At 60.4% G+C, this 24,909-nt stretch carries 18 protein-coding genes and 2 pseudogenes; 10 read left to right on the top strand and 10 right to left on the bottom strand.

Annotated features, from left to right (window positions below; translation table 11 throughout):
* Positions 1 to 18: 18 nt before the first annotated feature.
* From IPI80_RS08390 to gabT, 4 genes and pseudogenes are all read right to left on the bottom strand, one after another.
* On the bottom strand, positions 19 to 1,293 hold the full coding sequence (locus IPI80_RS08390; protein ID WP_413859024.1) for an ABC transporter permease: 1,275 nt from the start codon (positions 1,291 to 1,293) through the stop codon (positions 19 to 21).
* A 29-nt stretch (positions 1,294 to 1,322) separates the two neighbouring features.
* Complete coding sequence (locus IPI80_RS08385) at positions 1,323 to 2,354, bottom strand: ABC transporter substrate-binding protein (protein WP_413859022.1); 1,032 nt, start codon at positions 2,352 to 2,354, stop codon at positions 1,323 to 1,325.
* A 52-nt stretch (positions 2,355 to 2,406) separates the two neighbouring features.
* Positions 2,407 to 3,489 (bottom strand): ABC transporter ATP-binding protein, encoded by a 1,083-nt coding sequence (locus IPI80_RS08380; RefSeq protein ID WP_413859020.1) that lies wholly within the window; start codon positions 3,487 to 3,489, stop codon positions 2,407 to 2,409.
* A gap of 23 nt (positions 3,490 to 3,512) precedes the next feature.
* A pseudogene (gene gabT / locus IPI80_RS08375) lies at positions 3,513 to 4,810 on the bottom strand (4-aminobutyrate--2-oxoglutarate transaminase).
* A 170-nt stretch (positions 4,811 to 4,980) separates the two neighbouring features.
* On the opposite strand from gabT, the gene IPI80_RS08370 reads away from it, so the two are divergent.
* Together IPI80_RS08370 and alaS are read left to right on the top strand one after the other, a co-directional pair.
* Positions 4,981 to 6,393, top strand: coding sequence for a PLP-dependent aminotransferase family protein (locus tag IPI80_RS08370; RefSeq protein ID WP_413859018.1), 1,413 nt, complete (start codon positions 4,981 to 4,983; stop codon positions 6,391 to 6,393).
* Between the two features lie 59 nt (positions 6,394 to 6,452).
* Positions 6,453 to 9,077, top strand: coding sequence for an alanine--tRNA ligase (gene alaS / locus IPI80_RS08365; protein ID WP_413859016.1), 2,625 nt, complete (start codon positions 6,453 to 6,455; stop codon positions 9,075 to 9,077).
* A 78-nt stretch (positions 9,078 to 9,155) separates the two neighbouring features.
* Here alaS and IPI80_RS08360 read toward each other — a convergent pair whose 3' ends face one another.
* A complete protein-coding gene (locus tag IPI80_RS08360) occupies positions 9,156 to 9,521 on the bottom strand; it encodes a thioredoxin family protein (RefSeq protein ID WP_413859014.1) in 366 nt (121 codons plus the stop codon).
* Positions 9,522 to 9,626: 105 nt separating this feature from the next.
* On the opposite strand from IPI80_RS08360, the gene IPI80_RS08355 reads away from it, so the two are divergent.
* The 4 genes from IPI80_RS08355 (at position 9,627) to IPI80_RS08340 (ending at position 14,955) form a co-directional block, all read left to right on the top strand.
* Positions 9,627 to 10,739, top strand: a complete 1,113-nt coding sequence (locus IPI80_RS08355; protein ID WP_413859012.1) for a 6-phosphofructokinase — start codon at positions 9,627 to 9,629, stop codon at positions 10,737 to 10,739.
* A 45-nt stretch (positions 10,740 to 10,784) separates the two neighbouring features.
* Positions 10,785 to 13,091 carry an NADP-dependent malic enzyme gene (locus tag IPI80_RS08350; RefSeq protein WP_413859010.1) on the top strand — a complete coding sequence of 769 codons (2,307 nt, stop codon included), beginning with the start codon at positions 10,785 to 10,787 and terminating at the stop codon, positions 13,089 to 13,091.
* Positions 13,092 to 13,162: 71 nt separating this feature from the next.
* The gene (locus IPI80_RS08345) at positions 13,163 to 13,939 is read left to right on the top strand and encodes a ferredoxin--NADP reductase (RefSeq protein ID WP_413859008.1); all 777 of its coding nucleotides are present in this window, start codon (positions 13,163 to 13,165) and stop codon (positions 13,937 to 13,939) included.
* A gap of 8 nt (positions 13,940 to 13,947) precedes the next feature.
* The gene (locus tag IPI80_RS08340; protein WP_413859006.1) at positions 13,948 to 14,955 is read left to right on the top strand and encodes an adenosine kinase; all 1,008 of its coding nucleotides are present in this window, start codon (positions 13,948 to 13,950) and stop codon (positions 14,953 to 14,955) included.
* Between the two features lie 31 nt (positions 14,956 to 14,986).
* On the opposite strand, the gene dinG is transcribed toward IPI80_RS08340, so the two are convergent.
* Positions 14,987 to 17,140 carry an ATP-dependent DNA helicase DinG gene (gene dinG / locus IPI80_RS08335; RefSeq protein ID WP_413859004.1) on the bottom strand — a complete coding sequence of 718 codons (2,154 nt, stop codon included), beginning with the start codon at positions 17,138 to 17,140 and terminating at the stop codon, positions 14,987 to 14,989.
* Between the two features lie 136 nt (positions 17,141 to 17,276).
* Here dinG and IPI80_RS08330 point away from each other — a divergent pair, with 136 nt between their 5' ends.
* From IPI80_RS08330 to IPI80_RS08320, 3 genes are all read left to right on the top strand, one after another.
* Positions 17,277 to 18,149: a transglutaminase-like domain-containing protein gene (locus IPI80_RS08330; protein WP_413859002.1), complete on the top strand. Its 873-nt coding sequence runs from the start codon at positions 17,277 to 17,279 to the stop codon at positions 18,147 to 18,149.
* The gene (locus IPI80_RS08325; RefSeq protein WP_413859000.1) at positions 18,131 to 18,415 is read left to right on the top strand and encodes a hypothetical protein; all 285 of its coding nucleotides are present in this window, start codon (positions 18,131 to 18,133) and stop codon (positions 18,413 to 18,415) included. The genes IPI80_RS08330 and IPI80_RS08325 overlap by 19 nt, the downstream gene beginning before the upstream one ends.
* 86 nt (positions 18,416 to 18,501) lie before the next feature.
* Entirely contained in the window at positions 18,502 to 20,181 is a 1,680-nt protein-coding gene (locus IPI80_RS08320; RefSeq protein ID WP_413858998.1) for an AMP-binding protein, read from the top strand.
* Positions 20,182 to 20,322: 141 nt separating this feature from the next.
* Here the strand turns inward: IPI80_RS08320 and IPI80_RS08315 are convergent, their stop codons facing one another.
* The 3 genes from IPI80_RS08315 to trmB all read right to left on the bottom strand — a co-directional run bounded on the left by IPI80_RS08315 (position 20,323) and on the right by trmB (position 22,949).
* Positions 20,323 to 21,069: a hypothetical protein gene (locus IPI80_RS08315; RefSeq protein ID WP_413858996.1), complete on the bottom strand. Its 747-nt coding sequence runs from the start codon at positions 21,067 to 21,069 to the stop codon at positions 20,323 to 20,325.
* A gap of 122 nt (positions 21,070 to 21,191) precedes the next feature.
* Positions 21,192 to 22,133 (bottom strand): pseudouridine synthase, encoded by a 942-nt coding sequence (locus tag IPI80_RS08310; protein WP_413858994.1) that lies wholly within the window; start codon positions 22,131 to 22,133, stop codon positions 21,192 to 21,194.
* 18 nt (positions 22,134 to 22,151) lie between these two features.
* Complete coding sequence (trmB, locus tag IPI80_RS08305) at positions 22,152 to 22,949, bottom strand: tRNA (guanosine(46)-N7)-methyltransferase TrmB (protein ID WP_413858992.1); 798 nt, start codon at positions 22,947 to 22,949, stop codon at positions 22,152 to 22,154.
* A gap of 179 nt (positions 22,950 to 23,128) precedes the next feature.
* On the opposite strand from trmB, the gene IPI80_RS08300 reads away from it, so the two are divergent.
* A complete protein-coding gene (locus IPI80_RS08300) occupies positions 23,129 to 24,622 on the top strand; it encodes a M28 family peptidase (RefSeq protein WP_413858990.1) in 1,494 nt (497 codons plus the stop codon).
* Positions 24,623 to 24,828: 206 nt separating this feature from the next.
* Here IPI80_RS08300 and IPI80_RS08295 read toward each other — a convergent pair.
* Positions 24,829 to 24,906 (bottom strand): annotated as a pseudogene (locus IPI80_RS08295) (AsnC family transcriptional regulator); the annotation flags it as partial.
* Positions 24,907 to 24,909: the final 3 nt, after the last annotated feature.

The raw sequence follows: 24,909 nt of genomic DNA, 5'->3' as shown, positions 1-24,909 counted from the left end.
GGCATAGTCCTCGTTCAATTACCCTAGGCTCAATTCCGACTTGACCACCTTGCGGTACACACCGTACAGGGCCAGCGTGGTGAACAGCAGGACCGCACCCAAGGCACAAGCCATACCCCAGTTGACGGTGACGTTGGTGTACTGGGCAACGTAGTAACTCAACATCTGGTCGTCGGCGCCCCCCAACAGGGCTGGCGTGACGTAGTAGCCGATGCTCAGGATGAATACCAGCAGGCCGCCCGCGCCCACGCCGGGGTAGGTTTGCGGCACATACACCTTGAAGAACGCTGCCAGCGGCGCGCTGCCCAGCGACACGGCGGCGCGCAGATAGGTTTGCGGTACGGTTTTCATCACGCTGTACAGCGGCAAAATCATGAAGGGCAACAGAATGTGCACCATGGCAATGATCACGCCCAGGCGGTTGAACAGCAGGGGCAGTGGTTCGTCGATCACCCCGATGCCCATCAGCGCGCGGTTCACCAGCCCGTTGGATTGCAGCAGCACGATCCAGGCGGCCACGCGCACCAAAATAGAGGTCCAAAACGGCACCAGCACCAGAATCATCAGCATATTGGCCTTGCGAGCCGACAGCGTGGAGAGCCAATAGGCCAGCGGGTAACCCAGCAGCAAGCAGAACAGGGTGACCACGGCGCTGATCTCGAAGGTGCGCAGCAAAATGCGGCCAAAGGCGGCGGCGTCAGGGGGCACGCGTTCGATGGAGCCTTGGGCGTTGCGCTGCAAGTCCACGGCGGCCAGCAGGTAGTCTGGTGTCCAGCGCGCGCTGTTTTTGGCGATTGCCTGCCAGTAGGTGATGTCGTCCCAACGCGGATCGATTTCTACCAAGCTCTGGTGCACCTGGGGTGCGGTAAGCCCGCTGGCAAGTGGCATGGCACGGTAGGTTTTCATCACCAACGATCGCGCACCGCTGATTTCGCTGTTGAGCCGACGCGCCAGGGCACCGGCGTCAGATTGCTCCTGGATACCGGCCAGGTCCTGCGCCAAAGATGCATAAGCCGTATCTGGCGGCGCAGACTTGCGGTCCCACTGTGCCAGTGCGGCACCGGTACGCCCCAGGGTGTTGGCCACCTCCGGGTTCTCCACGGCGCGAATCAGCAGCGCGCCAATGGGAACGATGAAGATGACCACCAAAAACACCAGCAAGGGCAGGGTGAGCGAGATCGAGAAGAGACGTTTGCGGCGCTCGGCCCGTTTCAACTGGCTCGCCAAATTGGCGGGCAATGTGCCAGCCGAGGGCACAACGGCAGAGGCGGGCAGGGCGGTCGTGGACGTCATGGTCTTCGCGATCTCGTATTCAGCTCACATCACTGGGCAGCCCAGGCGGCAAAGCGCTTTTCCAGCGCCTCGCCCTGGTCAGCCCAAAAGCCCACGTTGAATTGCAGTGCGGTCTTGGAGTTGGCTGGTGATGTGGGCAACAGAGCCAGTGTCTTGGCGTCCAGTTTGGCCAGGGCCTTGGTGTTGGTTGGTCCGTAGGAAATCAGCTTGGCGTATTCGCTTTGCTCGTTGGCGCTGGCCGCCATGGAGATGTACTTCAGCGCCGCTTCACGGTTCTTGCCGCCCTTGGGCATGACCCAGTAGTCCAGGTCATAAATGCCGCCGGTCCAGGTAATAGCCAGGTTCTTGCCTTCGCGTTGTGCAGCGTCGATACGGCCGTTGTACACCGTGGTCAGGGCCACATCACCCGCCACCAGGAACTGGGGCGGCTGCGCGCCGGCTTCCCACCACTGGATGCTGGATTTCAGTTCGGTCATCTTCTTGAAGGCGCGTTCTGCGCCCTCTTTGGTGCCCAGCACCTTGTAGACATCCTGCACGGCGACGCCGTCGGCCATCAAGGCAAATTCCAGGTTGTAGCGGGCGCCTTTGCGCATGCCGCGCTTGCCGGGGAATTTTTTGGTATCCCAAAAGTCAGCCCAGGTCACGGGAGCAGTCTTCAGTTTGTCGGCGTTGTAGGCCATCACGGTGGACCAGACAAAGGCACCCAGACCGCATTCGTGCACCGCTACGGGAAGGAAGTCGGCCTTGTTGCCAATCTTGCTGTAGTCCAACTTCTCAAACAGGCCTTCGTCGCAGCCACGGGTCACGTCCGGGCTTTCCACTTCCACAACATCCCAGGTGGTGTTTTTGGCTTCCACCATGGCCTTGATCTTGGCCTGCTCGCCGTTGTACTCCACGCTGACGATCTTGTTGCCAGACGCCTTCTCATACGGCTCAAAGTACGCCTTCTTCTGGGCATTGCCATTTGCGCCACCAAAGTTCACCACGGTGATCTGGGTTTGTGCGAAGGCGGCAAGGGACGTCAGCAGCGTGGCTGCAACGACGATGGGTTTGAGTTTCATGGTTTGTCTCCGGGGGAAATTATGAATAACGTTGCTGGGATTTGCAGGCGCGTCAGCGGTAGACACGCAGATGCTCGGGTGGCAAGTGCAGCCACAGGGCTTGCCCTGATTGCGGCACTTCAATACTGGACAGGGGAATCTTCACGGTGGCCTGTACCTGGTCCATCAGCGCGCAACGCAGTCGCAGGTGGTCGCCAAAATAGATCACGTCATTGAGCACGGCGCGGATGCTGTTGTCGCAGGGCTTCTCGTCCACGGTGTGAACCACAATGCGCTCGGGGCGCAAGCAGGCCTGAACGGCCGTGCCGGTGTGCACGCCATTCACGTTGAGCCCTTGCAATTGGGTGCCGCAGGGCAGGCGCACCTCGCAGCGGTCATTCACAGTGGTGGTGACGGTGCCGTTGAAGACCGTGTTGTCGCCCACGAAGTTGGCCACAAAACGGTTGGCTGGCGCTTCGTACAACGCAGTCACCACGTCGATTTGCTGAATGGCGCCGTCGTTGAATACGGCCACACGGTCCGACATGGTCAGCGCCTCGGACTGATCGTGCGTCACATACACGAAGGTCAACCCCAACTGGCGGTGCAGTTCCTTGAGCTCGATCTGCATATGTTCGCGCAACTGCTTGTCCAGGGCACCCAGTGGCTCGTCCATCAACACCAATTGGGGGTCAAATACCAGGGCGCGGGCCAGTGCCACGCGTTGCTGCTGGCCGCCCGACATTTGGCCCGGATAGCGGCTGCCCATGCCTCCCATTTGCACCATCTCCAGCGCCCGTTTGACCTTGGCATCGCGGTCAGCGGCCAGGTTCTTGCGAACCATCAACGGATAGGCCACGTTCTCGGCCACGGTCATGTGCGGGAACAGGGCGTAGTTCTGAAACACCATGCCAAAGTTGCGTTTGTGTGGTGGGGTGCGCGTGATGGAGGCACCACTCAGAAAGATCTCCCCGGCTGTGGGTGACTCGAATCCGGCCAGCATCATGAGTGTGGTGGTCTTGCCCGAGCCCGAGGGCCCGAGCAGCGAGAGAAACTCGCCGCTCTGGATGTCCAGGTTCAGGTCACGCACCACGAGGGCAATGCCGTCGTAGGTCTTCTGAACCCCCGCAAACTTTACAAGGGAATTGGTGGCCATGGCTATCCGTTTCAGGGGTGAAATTACGCAGCCTGTGCCGCAGCCAGGGATGCTTCGATGATGGCCAGGCCTTCGTCGACCAGTGCATCGCTGGCCGTCAATGGCACCAAAATGCGAATGACGTTACTGTACGTGCCGCAAGACAGCAACACCAGGCCGCGCTGAATGGCCTGGGCGCACAGTCGTTTGGTCAAATCGGCATCGGGCTGGTGCAGGTCGCCGTTTTTACACAGCTCAATGGCGACCATGGAGCCCAGGCCGCGCACGTCACCCACGGCGTTGTTCTTGGCGGCCAGTGTTTTCAGGTTGGCCATCAGACGTTCGCCCAGATCGCGGCTGCGTTGCAGAAGATTGTCCTTTGAAACACATCCAGTACCGCCAGCGCCGAGGCACAGGCCAGCGGGTTACCCGCATAGGTGCCGCCCAGGCCACCCACCGCTGCAGCGTCCATGATCTCGGCCTTTCCGATGATGGCCGCCAGGGGCATGCCACCGGCCAGCGATTTCGCCATGGTGATCACATCGGGCGCCACATCCCACTGTTCGCACGCCAGGAAGGTGCCAGTGCGCCCGGCACCGGTTTGTACCTCGTCAGCAATCAACACAATGCCGTGTTGGTCACACAGGGCGCGCAGACGGCGGGCGAAATCGGGCGGCGCAATGTAGAAGCCGCCTTCGCCTTGCACCGGCTCCAGAATGATGGCCGCCACGCGGCTCGGTTCCACGTCGTACTTGAACAGGGGCTTCAATGGAAGCAATGGCATCGTCCACGCTCACACCGTGCTGGGCGCAAGGGAACTTGGCGTGGTACACCTCGGCCGGGAACGGACCAAAGCCCGCCTTGTAAGGGGCCACCTTGCCGGTGAGTGCCATTCCCATCATGGTGCGGCCATGGAAGCCGCCGCCAAAGGCGATCACGCCGGAACGTTTGGTGTAGGCGCGAGCCACCTTGATAGCGTTTTCCACAGCTTCTGCGCCAGTGGTCATAAAAAAGCTCTTCTTGGGGAAATTGCCCGGTGCCAGAGCGTTGAGCCGCTCGGCCAGTTCCACATAGGGCTCGTAGGCCAACACCTGGAAGCAGGTGTGGGTAAAGCGGCCCAGTTGTTCGGTGATGGCCTGGACCAGAACCGGGTTGCGGTGCCCGGTGTTGAGCACGGCAATGCCGCCGGCAAAGTCGATGTAGCGGCGGCCTTCCACGTCCCAGACCTCGGCGTTTTCGGCACGGTCCACAAAATTTCAAAGGTTTGGCCCAAGCCCTTGGGCAGGGCGGCTTGGCGGCGGGCCATTAGGGCGGCGTTTTTAAGGTTGGATTCGCGTTGCATGGTGGTTGGCTTCTGTGTCGTTGCGATAAAAAGGCCCGCAGGCCACTTGCTCGCAACTGTAGGGCCCGCTCGGCGCAGCTACCATATACACACAGTGCGGTTTGCGGGTGTACTGTGCAGTTGCGCCGCCCACTACAGAGAAACCCTAGTACGGTTTCGTTGGAACAACCATGTTCTCCTTGAATCCGGATGGCCCCATTCCCCTGGTGCAGCAAATCGTCGATGGTTTTCGCCAGCTGGTGGACGAAGGCGGGTTGCGCGCGGGCTCCAAGGCACCGTCCATTCGCCAGTTCGCCCATGCCCATGGCGTCAGTGTCTACACGGTGGTGGACGCCTATGACCGCCTGGTAGCGCAAGGGTATTTCGCATCGCGCCCGCACCAGGGCTTCTTCGTGCGGCAACGGCGCGTATCGGCTTTGGTATCAACCGGTGCTGGGCCGAATTTCAACTTCGATTCCATGTGGTACCTGCGCCGCATTTTCGAGAACCGTGCCTTACGTCTCAAACCTGGCTGTGGCTGGATTCCAGGCGAATGGCTGTTTGGCGAGGGCGTGCGCCGCAGCCTGCGTTCTCTGGCCAACGACAACGTGGACCTGGGCGGCTACGGCGAGCCTAAGGGCTACTTGCCCCTGCGCCAGCTGGTGCGCGACATGCTGGCCGAACAGGAGATTGCCCTTACCTCCGAGCATGTACTGCTCACCCACGGCTCCAGCCAGGCCATGGACCTGGCGGCACGTCGGCTGGTGCGCCCCGGTGACGCGGTGCTGGTGGACGATCCCGGCTACCCCAACCTGCAGTATTCACTGCGTTTTCTGGGTGCGCGCCTGTTGGGTGTGCCGCGAACGCCCAGCGGCTACGACCTGGCGACCCTGGAACGCCTGATCATCGAGCACCAGCCCAAGGTGTTTTTCACCCAGCCGCGTCTGCAAAGCCCCACGGGGTCGGTGGCGCAGCTGGCCCACTTGCACCGGGTGGTGCACTTGGCCGACAAGTACGATTTTGTAGTGGTGGAAAACGATATTTATGCCGACCTGGACCCGGAGCCACGCCCTTCACTGGCCAGCCTAGACCAGCTCAACCGCGTGGTGTACATCAGCAGTTTTTCCAAGACCATTTCGCCCAATATTCGGGTCGGCTACCTGGCCGCCAACCCGGACCTGCTAGAAGATCTGGCGCAGTTGAAGATGATCTCCGGCCTCACATCCTCCGAGTTCAACGAGCGTCTGGCCTACGGCGCGCTGATCGACGGGCGTTGGCGCAAGCACATCAAGGGCCTGCGCGAGCGCTTGGCGCGTGCCCATGAGCTCACGGCGGCCGGGCTGCTCAAGATCGGTTTCGAGTTGTTCTGCGAACCCAAGGCCGGGGTGTTCTTGTGGGCGCGTCATCCAGACATACCCAATGCCACTGAACTGGCCTACAAGGGCGGCGAGCACGACATTTTGCTGGGCCCTGGCGCGCTGTTCACTCTGGATTCGTCGCTGGCGCCCAGCCCGTGGACGCGCTTTAACGTGGCTTTTTGTGAAGATCCAGCCGTTTTTGCCTTCCTGCAAGCCCAGCGCGACGCCAACCGAGCCGCCGGTTAGGCTTCGCAGGGCCAGCGATAATAGTCGGCTGTATTGAATCTGTACTGAGTAGCACTGCCATGACCCAAGCCGTAATGAGTGTCGCTGACATTCGCAAGACCTTCCTCGACTTCTTTGCTTCCAAGGGTCACACCGTGGTCGCGTCCAGCCCGCTGGTGCCGGGTAACGACCCCACGCTGATGTTTACCAACTCGGGCATGGTCCAGTTCAAGGACGTGTTTTTGGGCACTGACAAGCGCAGTTATGTGCGCGCCGCGTCTGTGCAGGCCTGCCTGCGTGCCGGTGGCAAGCACAACGACCTGGAAAACGTGGGCTATACCGCCCGCCACCACACCTTCTTCGAAATGCTGGGCAACTGGAGCTTTGGCGACTACTTCAAGCGCGAATCGCTCAAGTGGGGTTGGGAGCTGCTGACCACGGTCTACAAGCTGCCCGCAGACAAGCTCACTGCCACCGTCTACATCGACGACCAGGAAGCTTATGACATCTGGACACAAGAGATTGGCCTGCCGCCCGAGCGTGTGATCCGCATTGGCGACAAAAAGGGTGCCAAGAAATACCAAAGTGACAACTTCTGGATGATGGCCGACACCGGGCCTTGCGGCCCTTGCAGCGAAATTTTTTACGACCACGGCGAGCACATCCCCGGTGGCCCACCCGGCAGCCCTGGTGAAGACGGCGACCGCTTTATCGAAATCTGGAACCACGTGTTCATGCAGTTCGACATGCAGCCCGATGGCAGCGTGAACAAGCTGCCCGCCCCCTGCGTGGACACCGGCATGGGTCTGGAGCGCCTGGCCGCCATCCTGCAGCATGTGCACAGCAACTACGAGATTGATCTGTTTGAAGTGCTCATAAAGGCCGCTTCGCGCGAAACTGGCTGCACCGATCTGGACAATAAGTCTTTGCGCGTGATTGCCGACCATATCCGTGCCACCGCATTCCTGGTGAGCGACGGCGTGATCCCCAGCAACGAAGGCCGCGGCTATGTGCAGCGCCGCATCATCCGCCGTGCCATTCGCCACGGCTACAAGCTGGGCAAGAAGACACCGTTTTTCCACAAACTGGTGAAAGACCTGGTGCAGGTGATGGGTGCCGCCTACCCGCACATGGCCTCGCAAGAAGCGCGCATCACCGAGGTGCTGCGGGTGGAAGAAGAGCGTTTCTTTGAGACGCTGGCCACTGGCATGCAAATCTTGGATGAAGCGCTGGCCGGCGGCGTAAAAGTACTGCCCGGTGAAGTGGCATTCAAGCTGCACGACACCTTTGGCTTCCCATTGGACCTGAGTGCCGACGTGTGCCGTGAAAACGGTGTGGAAGTGGACGCGCAAGGTTTTGCTGCCGCCATGGAGCAACAGAAGGCCAAGGGCCGCGCAGCCGGCAAGTTCAAGATGGACAAGGCGCTCGATTACACCGGCGCGGCCAACACCTTTGTGGGCTATGAGCATTTGGACAATGACAGCACCGTAGCGCTGTACGCTGAAGGCACGCCCGTGCAAGCCCTGCAGGCCGGCCAGACCGGTGTGGTGGTGCTCGATAGCACGCCGTTTTATGCCGAGAGCGGCGGCCAGGTGGGCGATGAGGGCCTGCTAACTGCGGCTGCCGGTGTGTTTGCCGTGGGCGACACGCAAAAAATCAAGTCTGACGTGTTTGGCCACCACGGCGTCCTGCAAAGCGGCAGCCTGAAGGTGGGCGACAAGGTTCGCGCCCAAGTGAATGCCGAGCAGCGCGCAGCCACCGTGCGCAACCACTCCGCCACCCACTTGATGCACAAAGCCCTGCGCGAGGTGCTGGGTGACCACGTGCAACAAAAGGGCAGCTTGGTCAACGCCGAGCGCACCCGTTTCGACTTTGCTCACAACGCCCCGGTGACCGATGCACAAATCCGAGAGATCGAAAACCGCGTCAATGCAGAGATTCTGGCCAATGCCGCCGCACAAGCGCGTGTCATGGACATTGAATCGGCCCAAAAGACCGGTGCCATGATGTTGTTTGGCGAGAAGTATGGCGAGACGGTGCGCGTGCTCGATATTGGTAGTAGCCGCGAACTCTGCGGCGGCACCCACGTGGCACGCACGGGCGACATTGGCTTTTTCAGCATCTTGGCCGAAGGCGGAGTGGCTGCTGGTGTGCGCCGCGTAGAGGCGGTGACCGGTATGAACGCTCTGGCCTATGTGCAGAATATGGAAACCACACTGGGTGGTGTGGCCGGTACCTTGCGCGTGACCACCTCCGAGGTGCATGCCCGGGTGGAAGCCATGCAGGCCCAGGTGCGCGATCTGGAAAAAGAGCTGGCCGCCGTCAAGGGCAAGCTGGCATCCGCCCAGGGCGACGAAATGCTGAGCCAGGCAGTGGATATCAACGGTGTCAAGCTGTTGGTGGCACGCCTGGACGGTGCCGACACCAAGACCCTGCGCGAAACCATGGACAAGCTCAAGGACAAGCTCAAGACTGCGGTCATCGTGCTCGGTGTGGTCGATGGTGACAAGGTTCAGATTGCTGCTGGCGTCACTGCCGACACCACGGCAAAAGTCAAGGCCGGTGAACTGGTCAACTTCATTGCCGCGCAAGTGGGTGGCAAGGGCGGCGGCAAAGCCGATATGGCCATGGCCGGTGGTACAGAGCCTGCCAAGCTGCCCGCTGCGCTGGCCAGTGTTCAGGCCTGGGTGGCTGGTAAGTTGTAAGTGAATGGGTCACCCATGATTCACTACAAAATTCATAGCTGCCTACGTATATTCAACGAGGGCTAGAGATCTATTTATCTAAAAATTATGCAGCCACAGGCGCTGCACCAAGCCGTCGCGTTGTGACTCTGAAGCCAATGTGGCCGCGCCCGGCTCCATGGCGTTGCGTAGCAACCGCTCCAGTGTCTGCAGGTGCGGTGTGACGGTGCCAAAAAATACGGACTGAGCGCCACGCGCTATCAACACGGTGGGGAAGTTCTCCACCTCAATGGGGCCCATCAATTCGGACGATTCTTCGACGTCGATCCATAGAAAGCGGGTGCCGGGAAACCGGATTTGCAATTGCTCAAATAGTGGCTGATATTCGCGGCAGGTACCGCACCAATCGGCGCACAGGCAAGCCACCAGCAGGGTGTTGTCGGTAGCGGAAAATTCGTGGACCATGGCCCAATGATCGCAGATGCCACGATGGGTGCAACGATTGGGAATTACAGGCCAGACCAAGTGGCCATAATGCTTGCATCCAAGAGTATTGATGAAAGAGCCACCATGCCAAGCACCCCCATTCGACGTATCGCCATTTGTACCGGTGGCGGTGATGCGCCAGGTCTTAACGCGGTGATCCGGGCGGTGGTGATTGCTGCCGTCAACCGGGGCTGGGAGTGCTATGGCATCCGTGATGGCTTTAACGGCATCCTGTTCCCAGAGCGCTATGTTGACGGCGGTGTGTTGCGCCTCACTCGGGAGAGGGTGCACGGCATTGGGCACTTGGGTGGCACCATGCTGGGCACCACCAACAAGGGCAATCCCTTCCATTTTCCAACCCGTATGCCCGACGGCAGCGTGCGCGATCTGGATCGCTCCGATGAAATTCTGGAGTACTTTGGCAAGAAAGAAATTGACGCCCTGGTGTCAGTGGGGGGCGATGGTTCCCTGACCATTGCCGACGCACTGCACAAAAAAGGGCTGCGCGTGGTGGGTGTCCCCAAGACCATTGACAACGACCTGGACAAGACCATGACCACCTTTGGCTTTGATACGGCCGTGTCTTTTGCCACCGATTGCCTGGACCGCCTGCACAGCACGGCCGAGAGCCACCACCGCCTGATGGTGGTAGAGGTGATGGGTCGCTACGCTGGCTGGATTGCCCTGCACAGCGGCATTGCTGGCAATGCCCATGCCATCCTGCTGCCGGAAATTCCATCTGATCTGGACATAGTTGCCAGCCATATTCTGGCGCGTGAGGCTCAGGGGCATCCCTATTCTGTGGTCGTCGTGGCCGAAGGTGCCGCCCCCCGCAATGGCCACACCGAGCTGCTGGCTCCTGCCGAAATCGGCCATGCTGAGCGTCTGGGTGGCATGGGCGAACATGTGGCCAAGGCCCTGCAGGAACGTACCGGAAAAGATGCGCGCGTCGTGGTGTTGGGGCACCTGTTGCGCGGTGGTAGCCCCACCGCCTTTGACCGCCTGGCGGCCTTGCGTTTTGGTGCAGCGGCGGTTCGTGCGCTGGATGAAGGCCTGACTGGCGTCATGGTTGCACTGGCCTTTCCAAATGTGAATTACATTCCTCTGGAAGAGGTGGCCGGTCGCATGAAGGCAGTGCCCATGGACAGCGACACGCTGCAAACTGCACGCGATCTGGGCATTTGCCTTGGCGACTGAATTGGCGCGCATTGCCCATTAACGAATGATCTGGAGAACACCACCATGAACGAACTGTCCCCTGCCGAACTGGCTCTGCGCGAAGCAGCCCGCGAATACCACCGTATGCCCACACGCGGCAAGATTTCGGTCACCCCGACCAAGGCGTTGTCCAACCAGCGTGACCTGTCGCTGGCGTATTCGCCCGGCGTGGCTTACCCCTGCCTGGACATTCAGGCCAACCCCAGTTTGGCAGCGGATTTCACGTCGCGCGCCAACCTGGTGGGGGTCATCACCAACGGCACAGCCGTGCTGGGCCTGGGCAACATTGGCCCCCTGGCGAGCAAACCGGTGATGGAGGGCAAGGCCTGTCTGTTCAAAAAATTTGCCGGTGTGGATGTGTTCGACATCGAACTGGCCGAGAACGACCCTGACAAGCTGGTGGAAATCATCGCCGCTATGGAGCCCACGCTGGGCGGTATCAACCTCGAAGACATCAAGGCGCCCGAGTGTTTTTACATCGAGAAAAAGCTCAGCGAACGCATGGGCATTCCCGTTTTCCATGATGATCAGCACGGCACGGCGATCATCTCCAGCGCGGCATTGATCAATGGCCTGGAACTGGTGGGCAAGCGCATTGAGGATGTGAAGGTGGCGGTCTCGGGTGCCGGTGCTGCAGCGTTGGCCTGCCTGGGTGTGATGGTGGGGCTGGGTGTGCGCGTAGAAAACGTCTATGCCTGCGACTCCAAGGGCGTGATTTATGAAGGCCGCCCCGGTGGCTATGACGAATCCAAGGCCCGCTTTGCACAAAAGACCAATGCCCGTAGCTTGGCCGACATCGTGCGCGACGCCGATGTGTTCCTGGGCTGTTCCACCGCTGGTGTGCTGACGCAGGACATGGTCAAGACGATGGCCGATAAGCCCATCATTCTGGCGCTGGCCAACCCCGAGCCTGAGATTCGTCCCGAATTGGCCAAGGCCGTGCGCCCGGACTGCATCATCGCTACGGGTCGATCAGACTACGCCAACCAGGTCAACAACGTCCTGTGTTTTCCCTACATCTTCCGCGGCGCACTGGACTGTGGCGCTACCAAGATCACCGAGGCGATGAAGCTGGCCTGCGTGCGCCAGATTGCCGACCTGGCCAAGGCCGACATCAGCGAGGAAGTGGCCAACGCCTACGCCGGCAAAGAGCTGGTGTTTGGCTCGGACTACCTGATCCCCACACCGTTCGATTCGCGCCTGATTTTGCGCATTGCCCCGGCCGTGGCCCAGGCAGCGGCGGAGTCGGGGGTGGCGGCCCGTCCCATCAAAGACATGGACGCCTACCGCCAGCACCTCTCGCGCTTTGTTTACCAGACCGGTATGTTCATGCGCCCGGTGTTTGGCGCTGCCAAGGCCGTGCCTGCAACTGCCAAGCGCATCGCTTATGCCGAGGGTGAAGACGAACGCGTGCTGCGTGCTGCGCAAGTGGCGGTGGACGAAGGCCTGGCCTATCCCATCCTGATTGGTCGCCCAGCAGTGATTCAGGCTCGCTTGGCCAAGGCTGGGCTGCGTATCCAGTTGGGGCGCGATGTGGACTGCGTGAACCCGGAGGACGATCCGCGCTTTCGCCAGTACTGGGAGCTGTACCACACGATCATGGGTCGCCATGGCGTGACGCCCGAAGCGGCCAAGGCCGCCGTGCGTCGCTCCAACACCACGATTGCCGCGCTGTCGGTGAAGCTGGGCCATGCCGATGCCATGCTGTGCGGCATGGTTGGACGGTTCGACACCCATCTGCAACATGTGCGTGACATCATCGGCCTCAAAGCCGGTGCGCCCGGCCTGGCCGCCATGAATGCCCTGATGCTGGACCGGTATGCCCTGTTCATCGCTGACACCTATGTCAACGAAGACCCCAACGCCGAGCAACTGGCCAGCATCGCCCTGATGGCTGCGCACCAGGTCAGTCGTTTTGGTATGCCACCCAAGGTGGCGTTTCTGTCGCATTCCAACTTTGGTTCGTCCGATCGCCCCTCGGCGCGCAAGATGCGCCTGGCGCGCGAGCTGTTCGCCCAAATGGCACCCGATATCGAGTGTGATGGTGAAGTGCAGGGCGATGCGGCATTGTCTGAGACGGTGCGCCGCTCGGCCTTGTCCGACACCACGCTGCACGGCGAGGCCAACCTGCTGATCTGCCCCAACCTGGACAGCGCCAACATCCTGTTCAATGTGCTCAAGATGACATCCGCCCATGGCGTCACGGTGGGGCCCATTTTGCTGGGTGCTGCGGCCGCTGCCCACATCATGACGCCCTCGGCAACGGTGCGCCGGGTGGTGAATATGACGGCCTTGGCCGTGGCCAATGGAGCACATTCACGCGGTGAATGAGGCCCCTTGCGAACGATTTACACTTAAGGGGTTTCCCCCTAGTCTGTTTTAAATCTTTGCAAGGGCCCCCCATGAGTGCATTTCAGGACGAAACCGTATTGAGCGTTCACCACTGGACAGACCGTCTGTTCAGTTTCACCACCACGCGGGACCAGTCATTGCGGTTTTCCAACGGACATTTCACGATGATTGGCCTGCGCCAGGAAAACGGCAAACCACTGTTGCGGGCCTACAGCATCGTCAGCGCCAACTACGAAGAGCATCTGGAATTCTTGAGCATCAAGGTGCAGGATGGACCCTTGACTTCGAAGCTGCAGCACATCCAGGTGGGTGACAAGATCGTTGTAGGCCGCAAGCCCACGGGCACCTTGCTGATTGACTACCTGCTGCCTGGCAAGACCTTGTACCTCATCGGCACCGGCACCGGCTTGGCTCCTTTCATGTGCCTCATCCGCGATCCGGCCACGTACGAGAGGTTCGAAAAAGTGGTGCTGTTCCACGGCGTGCGCGAGGTCAATGAACTGGCCTACGCCGAATACATCACGGTAGACCTGCCCAACCATGAATACCTTGGCGAATTCGTCAAAGAGCAGTTGTTGTATTACCCCTGTGTTTCACGCGAACCTTTCAAGAACCGGGGTCGCGCTACCGACCTGTTGGCCAGCGGCAAGCTGGAGGCGGATCTGGGCTTGCCCAAGCTGGATGCCGCCCGTGACCGCATCATGATTTGCGGCAGCCCGGCGCTGAACAAGGACATGCGCGAACTGCTGGATGCACGCGGCTTTGTCGAGGGCAGCACCACAACGCCTGGCGACTATGTGGTCGAGCGCGCTTTTGTTGAACAATAACCAGCTGCATGACACACCATTACGACCTGTACGCCATCGGCAATGCCCTGGTAGATTCTGAATACGAGGTGAGCGACGCGCAGTTGCAGGCCATGGGCGTGGAAAAGCGCCACATGACGCTGATCGACGCGCCCCGCCGAACGGACCTGCTGGCCCATGTTCAGGGACTGCACGCGCGGCGCACCGGCGGTGGTTCGGCCGGCAACACCGTGGTGGCGCTGGCCCAGTTGGGTGGAAGTGCTTTTTATTCCTGCCGTGTGGCCGATGACGAGTTGGGTGCCTTCTACCGTGAAGACCTGATGGCCAACGGTGTGGCCACCAACCTGACCCACACCCAGCCGCCCCAGGGACAAACCGGTAGCTGCATGGTGATGGTTACCCCCGATGCTGAGCGCAGCATGAGTACCTTTCTGGGTGCCACCGCCGACCTTGACCACACCGCCCTGCATCCGCACGACATAGCGCGCTCTAAAATCTATTACATGGAAGGCTACCTGGCCGCTTCACCCACCGGGCTCGATGCCGCGCTGCAAGGGCGTGCCATGGCCAAGGACGCGGGCGTGGCGTTGGCCACCACCCTGAGCGACATGAGCATGATCAACTTCTGCCGTGCTGGCCTGGATGCCATGGTGGGTAACGGTCTGGATTTTCTCTTTTGCAATGAAGAAGAGTCACAGGTCTGGTGTGGTACGCAAGATCTGGACGCCATTTGCCGCCAGATGGGCCAGTTGGCGCGCACCGTGTGCCTGACCCGCAGCGCCAAGGGCTGCCTGGTGCTGGAAAACGGCCAACGCACCGAAGTGCCATCCGCCCCCGTGAAAGCGCTGGACACCAATGGTGCGGGCGACATGTTTGCCGGTGCCTTTTTGTATGCAGTGACCCACGGACACAGCCATGCGCAGGCCGCCTGGCTGGCTAACCATGCGGCAGGCCGCGTGGTGAGTCAGTATGGCAATCGCTTGAGTAAGCAGACCGTGGCCGACATCAAGGCCGGCTTCCTGCAGCACACGCGTTAAGAAACACGGCAGATCAGGAGCCAACTCCGGACTAAATATCGCTGCGACTTTTGCGTTGCTCCAGCCGGTACGCCGGCAGGCCCGCCAGCATGCGTTTGCCATAGCTCTGTAGCAACAGGCGTTTGTCGTAGCAAATCACGGCGGCGTGGTCGTCTTCGGTGCGGATGGCGCGGCCGGTCCATTGCAGCAGCTTGATACCGGTGGCCGGAATCACTAGCTCGTTGAATGGGTCGCGCCCCACCGTGCGCAGCCATTCGGCCCGTGCTTCGTCCACTGGGTCAGACGGCGGAGCAAAGGGCAGCTTGGTGATGAACACCGTGTCGCACAGCGTGCCGGGCAAATCCAGCCCTTCGCCAAAGGACTGCATGCCGAAAATGACCGAGGGAAAGCCGGCCTCGACCCGCGCCATGTGCGAGGCCAGCAGGCGTGTGCGCGATTGCGTGCCTTGCACCAGCACCACCTCCATCAGCTTGGCCGGTAGCGTCTCGGTGGCGGTGCGCATCTGGGCGCGTGAGGTGAACAGCACCAAGGCGCCATGCTCCACCTGTGCCAGGTCTTGCATCAGTTCGGCCACCATCTCCCGGGTGTAGGCCTCGGCCTGCTTGGGGTCGGCGCGGGTGTGCACCACGGTCAGCGTGCCCTGCTTGGCGTAGTCAAAGGGGCTGGCCACTTCCAGCGCGGTGACATTGGGGTTGTTGTAAAGCCCCGCCTCGTGCAAAAAGTAGTCGAAACTGCCGCAGCTGGTGAGTGACGCCGATGTCACCACCGCCGCCCGCACCTGGCTCCACAAAAACTGGCGCAGCAAGTCGCCGGGCACGATGGGGCAGGCGTGTGCCGTCATGGTCAGGTAGCCGTGCTCGCTTTGGGCCTGCAGCCATTTGGCCAGCGGTTGCTCGCCGTGTTCCAGTAACAGGGCGGCGGTGGATACCAGGCTCCCCAACCGGGGCGCCAGACTACCCAGTTTGGCGTAGAGCTGGGCGCACAGCACAGCCTGCGAGGGGTCTTCCTTGGCAACCGCCTTGACCTCCAGGCCCAGCGCCTCCAGCGCTTTGGACAGGCCCGTGGCTTGCGCCAAAATCTGTGTGAGGGGTTCCACCAACGCCTCGGGCAGAACGCCATGGGCAAAGCGCAGGGTGCCGTCTTGTCCTGCGCCATCGGCATTGCGGCCGGTATGCTCCCACATCATCTCCATGGCCATGCGGGCCAGCTGGGTGAGCACGCCTTTGAGCTGGCTGGTGATGGTGGTCACATCTTCACCCACTTGCAGTTGCAGGGTGCTGGCCACCTCTTGCAGAATCTTGGGGCACTTGTCCATCCAGCGCAGGTTGGACAGGTCCATGCTGCTGGAAAACTGATCCAGCGCCACGGCGGGCAGGTGGTGGCCCTCGTCAAAGATCACCAGGCAGTTGTCCAGCTCGGGCAGGGTCTTCATGCCCAGGCTGGCCAGCACCAGGTCGTGGTTGGCCACGATCACGTTGGCTTCGCCCAGGCGGGTGCGCGCCTCGTAGTAGCTGCAGTCACGAAAGCGCGGGCAGTGGCGCACCGTGCAGGTGTGGCGCTCGGCCGCTACCGTGGACCAGTCGCGCGGGTCGGGCGCCTCAGGCAAGCTGTCGCGGTCGCCATCCCATTGCTGGGTTGCCAGCAGGGTGGCCATGGTTTCGTACAACTGAATGCGGCGCTCTTCAGCCTCTTCCTGCGACAGGGTTTTTGCAAAGGGGGACGGTTTGGGGGCGTCGTTGTCGGCATCAAACAGGTCGTCGGGGCTGCCGCCGCTGCCCACCAGGCGCTCCAGCTTCAGCTTGCACACATAGCGCCCACGGCCCTTGGCCAGGGCAAATACAAAGGGCTTGTCCATGGTTTGGGCTAGCGCCGGCAGGTCTTTACCCATGAGCTGCTCTTGCAGCGCTACCGTGGCAGTGGAGATCAGCACCCGGGTTTTGCGTTCCAACGCCAGCGCGATAGCCGTGGACGCATACGCGGCCGATTTGCCCACGCCGGTGCCGGCTTGGATGACGGCGATGGCTTTGGTGGGCGTGGAGTGCTCACCCAGGTCGCCTTGGGCCAGGGTGGTGGCAACGCAGGCGGCCATGTCATGCTGGCCTGCGCGGGGGCGAAAGCCAGGGGTGGAGCCCACCACTTTTTCAAAAACGGCCAGCGACAGGTCGGCCAATGCATCAGAGCTCAAAAGCAAGGTTCCAGATAGGGGCGGGCGATAATGGGTGGCCGTTGCCGGTTCATGCGGCAGCAGCCTGTGCCAACTTCGGGGTATTTTGACCTACGCCGATTGCGCCCGTTTTTTTATCTAATCCGGAGTTCTCTGTATGACCACCGTTTGCGCCACCGCGTGTGCCGATTCGCGCCGAACTTTTTTGAAAAATTCGGCTGTAGCCCTCGTCGGAACTACGTTTCCCGCTATTAATTTTGCACAGTCTACGGCGCAATCCCCGCGCCGCTTCAACCCCGAGCCTGGCACCTGGCGCACGTTTGAAGTCACCACCCGGGTCGATATTCAGAAAGCCAAGGGCGCCACTCGCCTGTGGGTGCCCATTCCGTCGGTTAACACGGACTGGCAGGAGTCCCTTGTCAGCAGTTACGCCAGCAACGGCACCACCCGCCTTGAAGACGATGGCCACTACGGTGCACGCATGCTCTGTGTGGAATTTGCCGCCAACCAGGCCGCGCCCTATGTGGAGCTGACCAGCCAGGTGCGCACCCAGAACCGTGCCCAAAACTGGGCCCACAAGATCGCCACCCCGCAAGACCCCGCTACGCTGAAATTCTGGACGCAGCCGACCGAATTGCTGCCCACCGATGGTCTGGTGCGCAAGACCGCGCTGGCTGCAACCCGTGGCGCGCATACCGATGTGGAAAAGGTCAAGAAGATTTACGACTGGATTGTGGTTAACACCTTTCGCGAACCCAAGGTGCGCGGCTGCGGCGCGGGCGATATTGCCACCATGCTGGAAACCGGTAACCTGGGCGGAAAGTGTGCCGATTTGAACGCGCTGTTTGTGGGCCTGTGCCGCGCGGTGGGTGTACCCGCACGCGACGTGTATGGCTTGCGTGTGGCCCCAGTGCCTTTGGCTACCGTGAGCTGGGTGGCAACCCGGCCAGCCTCAAGGGTGCGCAGCATTGCCGCAGTGAAGTCTATCTGGCCGGTTATGGCTGGGTGGCCATGGATCCGGCCGACGTAGCCAAGGTCATGCGCCAGGAGACGTCTGAATGGATTAAATCCGCTCAAAACCCATTGGTTGCACCCGTAAACCAGCACCTTTTTGGCGGCTGGGAAGGCAACTGGATTGGCTACAACGTGGCGCACGACGTGTCTTTGCCGCATGCCAAGGGCCCCCAGCTGGGCTTTTTTATGTACCCCGTGGCTGAAGATTCCGAGGGGCGATTCGACTCCCACGAGCCAGACAGCTTCAAATACCAGATCACGGCGCAGGAATTAAAGGTTTGAACCTAGTTTCATTGGGGACTTTCCCCTAGGTGGTTTGGACCCCTGCTGCGGTATTCTTCGACTTCTACACAAGAAGGAGATCTGCGGTGGCCAAACCCAAACTGATACTGGATTACATCTACGATAACGAAGCCAAGCAGGCGGACAAGGTCTACATGACCCAGCCCGTGGGAGGCGGGCAGGTCGTCGATTACACCTGGCGCCAGACAGTGGATCAGGCGCGCCGCATGGCCGCCCACATCAAGGCCATGAAACTGGAGCCGGGTGCACGTGTTGCCGTGCTGTCCAAGAATTGTGCCCACTTTGTCATCGCCGAGCTGGCCATCTGGATGGCCGACTGCACCACCGTGGCCATCTTCCCCACCGAGACCGCAGAGACTATCAGCTACGTGCTGGAACATAGCGGTGCCAGCCTGCTGTTTGTTGGCAAGCTCGATATCTGGCCGGCGCAAAAGCCAGGTGTACCAAGCGACTTGCCTTGCATTGCCTTCCCATTGGCCCCCAAAACCAGCTACGACAGCTGGGACGCTATTGTTGAGAAAACCAAGCCGCTCACTGGTCGCGTGGGTCGTGTTGGCACCGATATTGCCGTCCTGCTTTACACCTCGGGCTCCACCGGCACGCCCAAGGGCGTTATGCACAGCTTTGAGCGTGTGACCAAAGTCGGAGAGGGGATGCTGCAGGAGTTGAAGACCTACATTGGTGCCGACACTGAGATTCGTGCGTTGTCGTACCTGCCGTTGGCGCACGTATTTGAGCGTGCGTGGCTGGAGTTCAGCACGATGATCAGCGGCAATGCCCATTTGTATTTCGCCGATTCGCTGGACACCTTCCTGGCGGATCTGAACCGGGCACGGCCCAATGTGTTTATTTCGGTGCCCCGTTTGTGGCTCAAGTTTCAGCAAGGTGTCTTTACCAAGATGCCGCCCAAAAAGCTTGACCGCCTGCTCAGCATTCCCATTCTTGGCAAGATCGTTGGCCGCAAGGTTCTCAAGGGTCTAGGCCTGGATCAGGTCCTGCTGGCTGGCAGTGGCTCTGCGCCCATTCCGGGCGAATTGATTTCCTGGTATCGCCGTCTGGGGCTGAACCTGATGGAAGGTTACGGCATGTCGGAAGACATGGCCTATTCCCATATGTCCACACCCAAAGTCAATGCGCCGGGCGCAGTGGGTGCCCCGCTGCCTGGCGTTCAGGTGCGCATCAGCAAAGAGGGCGAGATCCTCATCAAATCGCCCGGACAGCTGGTGGGCTACTACAAACGCCCCGACCTGGATGCCGAATCGTTTACCGAGGATGGCTTTTTCCGCACCGGTGACCGTGGTGAGCGCCGTGCGGACGGCCTGCTCAAGATTACCGGGCGGGTCAAGGAAATCTTCAAGACCTCCAAGGGCGAATACGTGTCACCCGCGCCGATTGAGAACAAGCTCAATGCCCACCCCATGATTGAGGCTTGCATGGTCTCTGGTGCGGGGCATTCCGCTGCCTACGCCTTGGTGGTGCTCAACGAGGAACTGCGTCCCAAGCAGAAAGACCCCGCTGTGCGTGCCCAGGTCGAGGCCGCGATGACCGAACTGCTGGCTGACGTCAACGCCACGTTGCCGAGCCACGAGAAGCTGCAGATGTTGGTTATCGCCCGCGAACCCTGGTCCATCGAAAACGGGTGCCTCACGCCCACCATGAAGATCAAGCGCAGCCGCATCGAGAGCGATGTGGATACCAAGGTCGAAACCTGGTACTCCGGCAAGGGCAAGGTGCAGTGGGCTTGATAGCCCATTTCACGGGGGCTGGACGCTCGTTTCTGTTGAAACTGCGGCTAGTCCCCCAGTTTTTGGCGCCTTGAAACTGGCGCGGTTCGCCCGTCCAGCTGGACACCCCAGGTGGTGGCGAGCCTGGTTGACAAGTTGTCGTCAGGTATTACCCGGTTTTTCGCAAACGACGGTGAAAAGTTCAACAATCCGACCCTCTACAGAAGGTTGTCGCTGGGTGTGAAAAATAACCCGTGCTTCGGTAAAACCTAAAAGCCCCAGTGCGGAGACAAAAAATTGCGGTGTGAAATGCCACCAGGTGTCCACCTGATCAACACCGCGATGCGGCAGAAATGCGCAGGCAGCCTGTTCTCCCAGTGACGCGTTGTAGACCTCGGTCACGATGATGGTTTTACGGGTTCGTGCAGCGACGCTTTCGAGCAGGTCAAATGGTCGCCTGCAATGCAGCAGCACAGCTGCCAGCAGACCAATGTCAAAGTTTCCTATGGTGTCTGTCATTTGGTACGGATCCACCTCAATCATGCGAACTGACGACTTCAATTCGGCGTGGGCGTACCAGAACGAGTTGCGCACACGTTCGATCTGTCTGGAAAACCCGTTGCGCCAGGCAACGAGGTCAATGCCTTGCGACGGCACCACATCCCAGAGATGCGACATCGGCGGTTCTAAAGCGGTTACCTGTGCGCCGGCACTTTCCATGCAGAATGATAGGAATCCGCTGGCGGGTCCGATCTCAAGCACTGAGCGCCCGGAAAAATTGACGTGCCCCAGATAGGGCTCCCAGTTGTCACGCAGGTCCCAATGTCCGATTACGTCACGCCCACCCAGTGTGAACGAATGGTAAAAATCACAGTCTTCCAGTTTGACGTCGCGTGGCGGAATATGCATGGCAGATTGTGTCGGTGGATGATCGATGCAGCGAAGCCGGAATCTTACAATGCTCCATCAACAACAGGATGCACGGGTTGTCCGCCGGAATGCTGCAGAATCAGTAGCGTATCGTCGCCATTTCACGGGGGCAGGAAGGTAGTTTCTAAGGAGACTTCGGCCAGCCCCCGCAGTTTTTTGGCGCTTTCAAACTGGCGTGGCTCACCCGTCAACGGGTCGGTAAATGCAATGGACTTTGCCAGCAGTTGCAAGGGCTGGCTGTAGTCGGCACTGCCTTCGGGCGTGAGCGTGGGGTAGATGCCGTCTCCCACAATGGGCAGGCCCAGTGCCGCCATGTGCACCCGCAGCTGGTGGCGCTGCCCGGTTACGGGTTTGAGTGCGTAACGGGCCAGTGCGCCCTGCACCTCGATTGGGGTGATGTGGGTCAGGGCGTTGGGTGCGCCATCCACTTCGGTCTGTTGCATGAAGTGCGCTGCGGGCTCGATGCGGCTTTGGCGGGTGACGGGCCAGGGCAGGTCCGGGTTCCAGGGGGCAATGCATTCGTAGGTTTTGTCCACTTGCCGTGAGCGAAACAGGTTTTGGTAGGCCGCACGGCTGGCCACCTGTTTGGAGAACAGCACCAGCCCGGCGGTATCGCGGTCGATGCGGTGGATGGGCGACAGGGCGTCCAGCCCCAGCGCATTTTTCAGCCGGATCAGCACGGTTTCCTGTAGATACTTGCCGGACGGCATCACTGGCAGAAAGTGCGGTTTGTCCACCACCATGAGGTGCGCGTCCTGCCACAGCACCACGGCTTCAAAGGGAATGGGTGGCTCACTGGGTACGGCGCGATAGTAGTATAGGCGCCGACCGGCTTCAAACGCGGTATCGGACGTTATCACCTGGCTGTGGTCGTCCACCACGTCGCCGTTGTTCAGGCGTTGTGCCCAGGTGGCGGCAGCCACGCCGGGAAAGCGCTGCACCAGATAGTCCAGCATGGTGGCCCAGGGGCCAGGCGCCAAGACCACACAACTGGCACCCACGCCGTTGCGCGCAGGCGGTGGGTTGGGGCGGTACAGGCTCATGCAGCGCTGCAGGTGAAGCTAGATGCGTTCAAACACCACATCCCACACGCCGTGGCCCAGTTTGATGCCCCGGTTTTCAAACTTGGTTAGCGGGCGGTAATGCGGTTTGGGTGCGTAGCCGGCCAGCTCGGGGTGGGTTGCCAAAGCGCGGTTCTTCAACAGCGGTTCGGCGCTGAGCACTTCCAGAATCTGCTGGGCATAGGGCTCCCAGTCGGTGGCGCAGTGCAGGTAGCCGCCCACCTTGAGCCGGCGCGCCAGCTTGGCCACCAGGGGCGACTGGATCAGGCGGCGCTTGTTGTGCTTGGTTTTGTGCCACGGGTCGGGAAAGAAGATGTGCACCCCGTCCAGGCTTTGCAGCGGCAGCATGTGGTCAATGACCTCCACCGCGTCGTGGGCGCAGATGCGGATGTTGGTCAGGTTTTGCTCGCCAATGCGCTTGAGCAGCGCGCCCACGCCGGGCTCGTGCACCTCGCAGCACAGGAAGCGGGTGTCGGGCAGCACACCGGCAATGTGGGCCGTGGCCTCGCCCATGCCAAAACCGATTTCCAGCACGATGGGTGAAATGTTTAAGTCTTTTCGGCCGCTAGCCCTCGTGGAATCTACGTAAAGCGCTTCGAAATCAATAGCGTTTTGCTGGTAGGGAACCAGAAACTTGGGACCGAGTTCTTCAAACGCCTTGGCCTGACCGGTGGTGGTGCGCCCGGCCCGCTTCACAAAGCTCTTGATGGTGCGCATGAAGGGCTTGACGGGTGCATCCACTGCGTCGGAAGGGTCGGATGCGTCAGGTGCTGCGGTGGGGGTGGGCTGGTCGGTCATGTGAAGTCTTTCGGGGCCATGGCGCTTGGCCGATGGCAAGGCCTGCATTGTAGGCAGGCGGGCTTGGCCGCAACTGAGGTCCATTTAACGCCCAAGGCCGGGCCACTAACTGTTATGTTCCGTCATGTTGTCGCCGCATCAGCAGCGTTGCCGTTCATCACCAACCAGGGGAAATCCAAATGAAAGACAGTTCCAGCGCAGCCGATGGGGCCTTCGACGAAGCCGCCATGACCATATGGATACACGAGATGACGGCCTGGGGTCCGCGGCGTGCCGGATCGCAAGCGGGACACCAGTGCGAAGATTACCTGGTGAGCAAGCTGCAATCCTTTGGCATTACGGATGTGCGCAAGGAAGCCATCCCGGTCGAGGTGTACGAGGTCAACCGTTTTTCACTCGAAGTGAATAACGGTGGCGGATACCGGGAAATCGAAGGCCAGTGGATTCCGCATTGCGCATTTACCCCGGAGGCCGGGCTGACCGCTGCGCTGGTCTATGCCGACCCCGGCAAGCTGTTCCAGGGGGGTGACTGGAAAGGCAAGATTGTGGTGACGGATATCAGTTTTCCGGATCTCGACCTCAAGTTGCTGCAAAGGTTTTCACTGGGTGCATACGATCCCCACGACACGATCATGCGGGTCAATCACCCCGCGACCTGGGTCCGCATGGGATGGCATTTCTACAAAATGGCGCGCGAGAAAGGCGCGGTGGGCTTTATCGGAATACTCAAAGACCAACCGGGGGGATCGTGCAAGATGTACGCACCGTATGGATTCAAGGAAAAGAACATTCTGGACAAGCCCCTGCCGGGATGCTGGGTGAGCCGCAAGGACAGGCTTGACCTGATCGAGATGGCGCGTTCTGGAGCCGCGACCGCCAAACTGACGCTGTGCGGAACCCGCAAGCCCGGTGTTACCCACAATATTGTGGGCGAAATTCGTGGCAATGCCGCAGGCGCTGGCGAGGAAGTGATGGTCATGCACAGTCACCACGATTCCCCTTTTGTCTCACCGGTCGAAGACGCGTCCGGGTGCGCCGTGGTGCTGGCCGTGGCAAAGCATTTTGCGGCCAGCAAGGAGTTGAAAAGAAACCTGACCATCCTGCTCACTGCAGGGCACTTCTATGGCTCCATCGGCACCCGGACATTCATTCGGGATCACAAGGACGATGTGGTACCCAGAGTGGTTCTGGAAATGACCGTTGAACATGTAGCGAAAGAAGCCGTGGAAGACAGCGCGGGCAACCTGGTTGAGAGCGGTTTGCCTGAAGGAACTGGCGTATTTGCCCCCTTCAATGGCGATATGGTGCGCAGCATTCTGAAGAATCTGGAAGAGAACGATGTGCACCGCGTATTCATCCTGCCTGCGGAAGGCCCGCTGGGTGATTTCCCGCCAACCGACGGCGGTGATTGGTATGAGGCCGGTGTGCCGCTGATCAACATGATCAGCAATCCGGTGTACCTGCTCAATGCGGAAGACGACTACTCTTGGGTGATGGGCGAGCGTCTGCCCAAAGTGGCATCCTGCTTCATCGGCATCATCCGGGACGCTGACACGATGGACCGCGAAACCATCGCCAGGGTTGAGTTCAAGGCCATGAAAGCGAAAATGAAACTGGTCAAGTTACTGGCAAGAGCGAAGACCACGCGCTTCGGCACCCGGCCGGTGTATTGAGCCAAATCGCGGTGTGGGCGCGAACACTGCTGCGCTAGCCACCCACCGGCAAAATGCCCGCCGCCTTGACCTCTTTGAGCGAAAAACTGGTGGCGATTTCTTTCACGCCGGGCAGGCTGCGGATCTTGTTGCGCACCAGTGCCGAAAAGGCTTTCCAAATCCACCTCGACGGCTTCGATCAAAAAGTCGTAATTGCCGGACAGGTTGTGGCAAGACACCACTTGGGGCAGCGCGACGACCTCGCGTTCAAACGCTGCTGTTACCTCTGGCGTGTGGTTTTGCATTTG

Origin of the sequence: Candidatus Aalborgicola defluviihabitans (assembly GCF_016705985.1) — a bacterium.
Lineage (GTDB): Bacteria > Pseudomonadota > Gammaproteobacteria > Burkholderiales > Burkholderiaceae_C > Allorhodoferax > Allorhodoferax defluviihabitans.
This window is presented reverse-complemented; position numbering and strand designations above follow the sequence as displayed.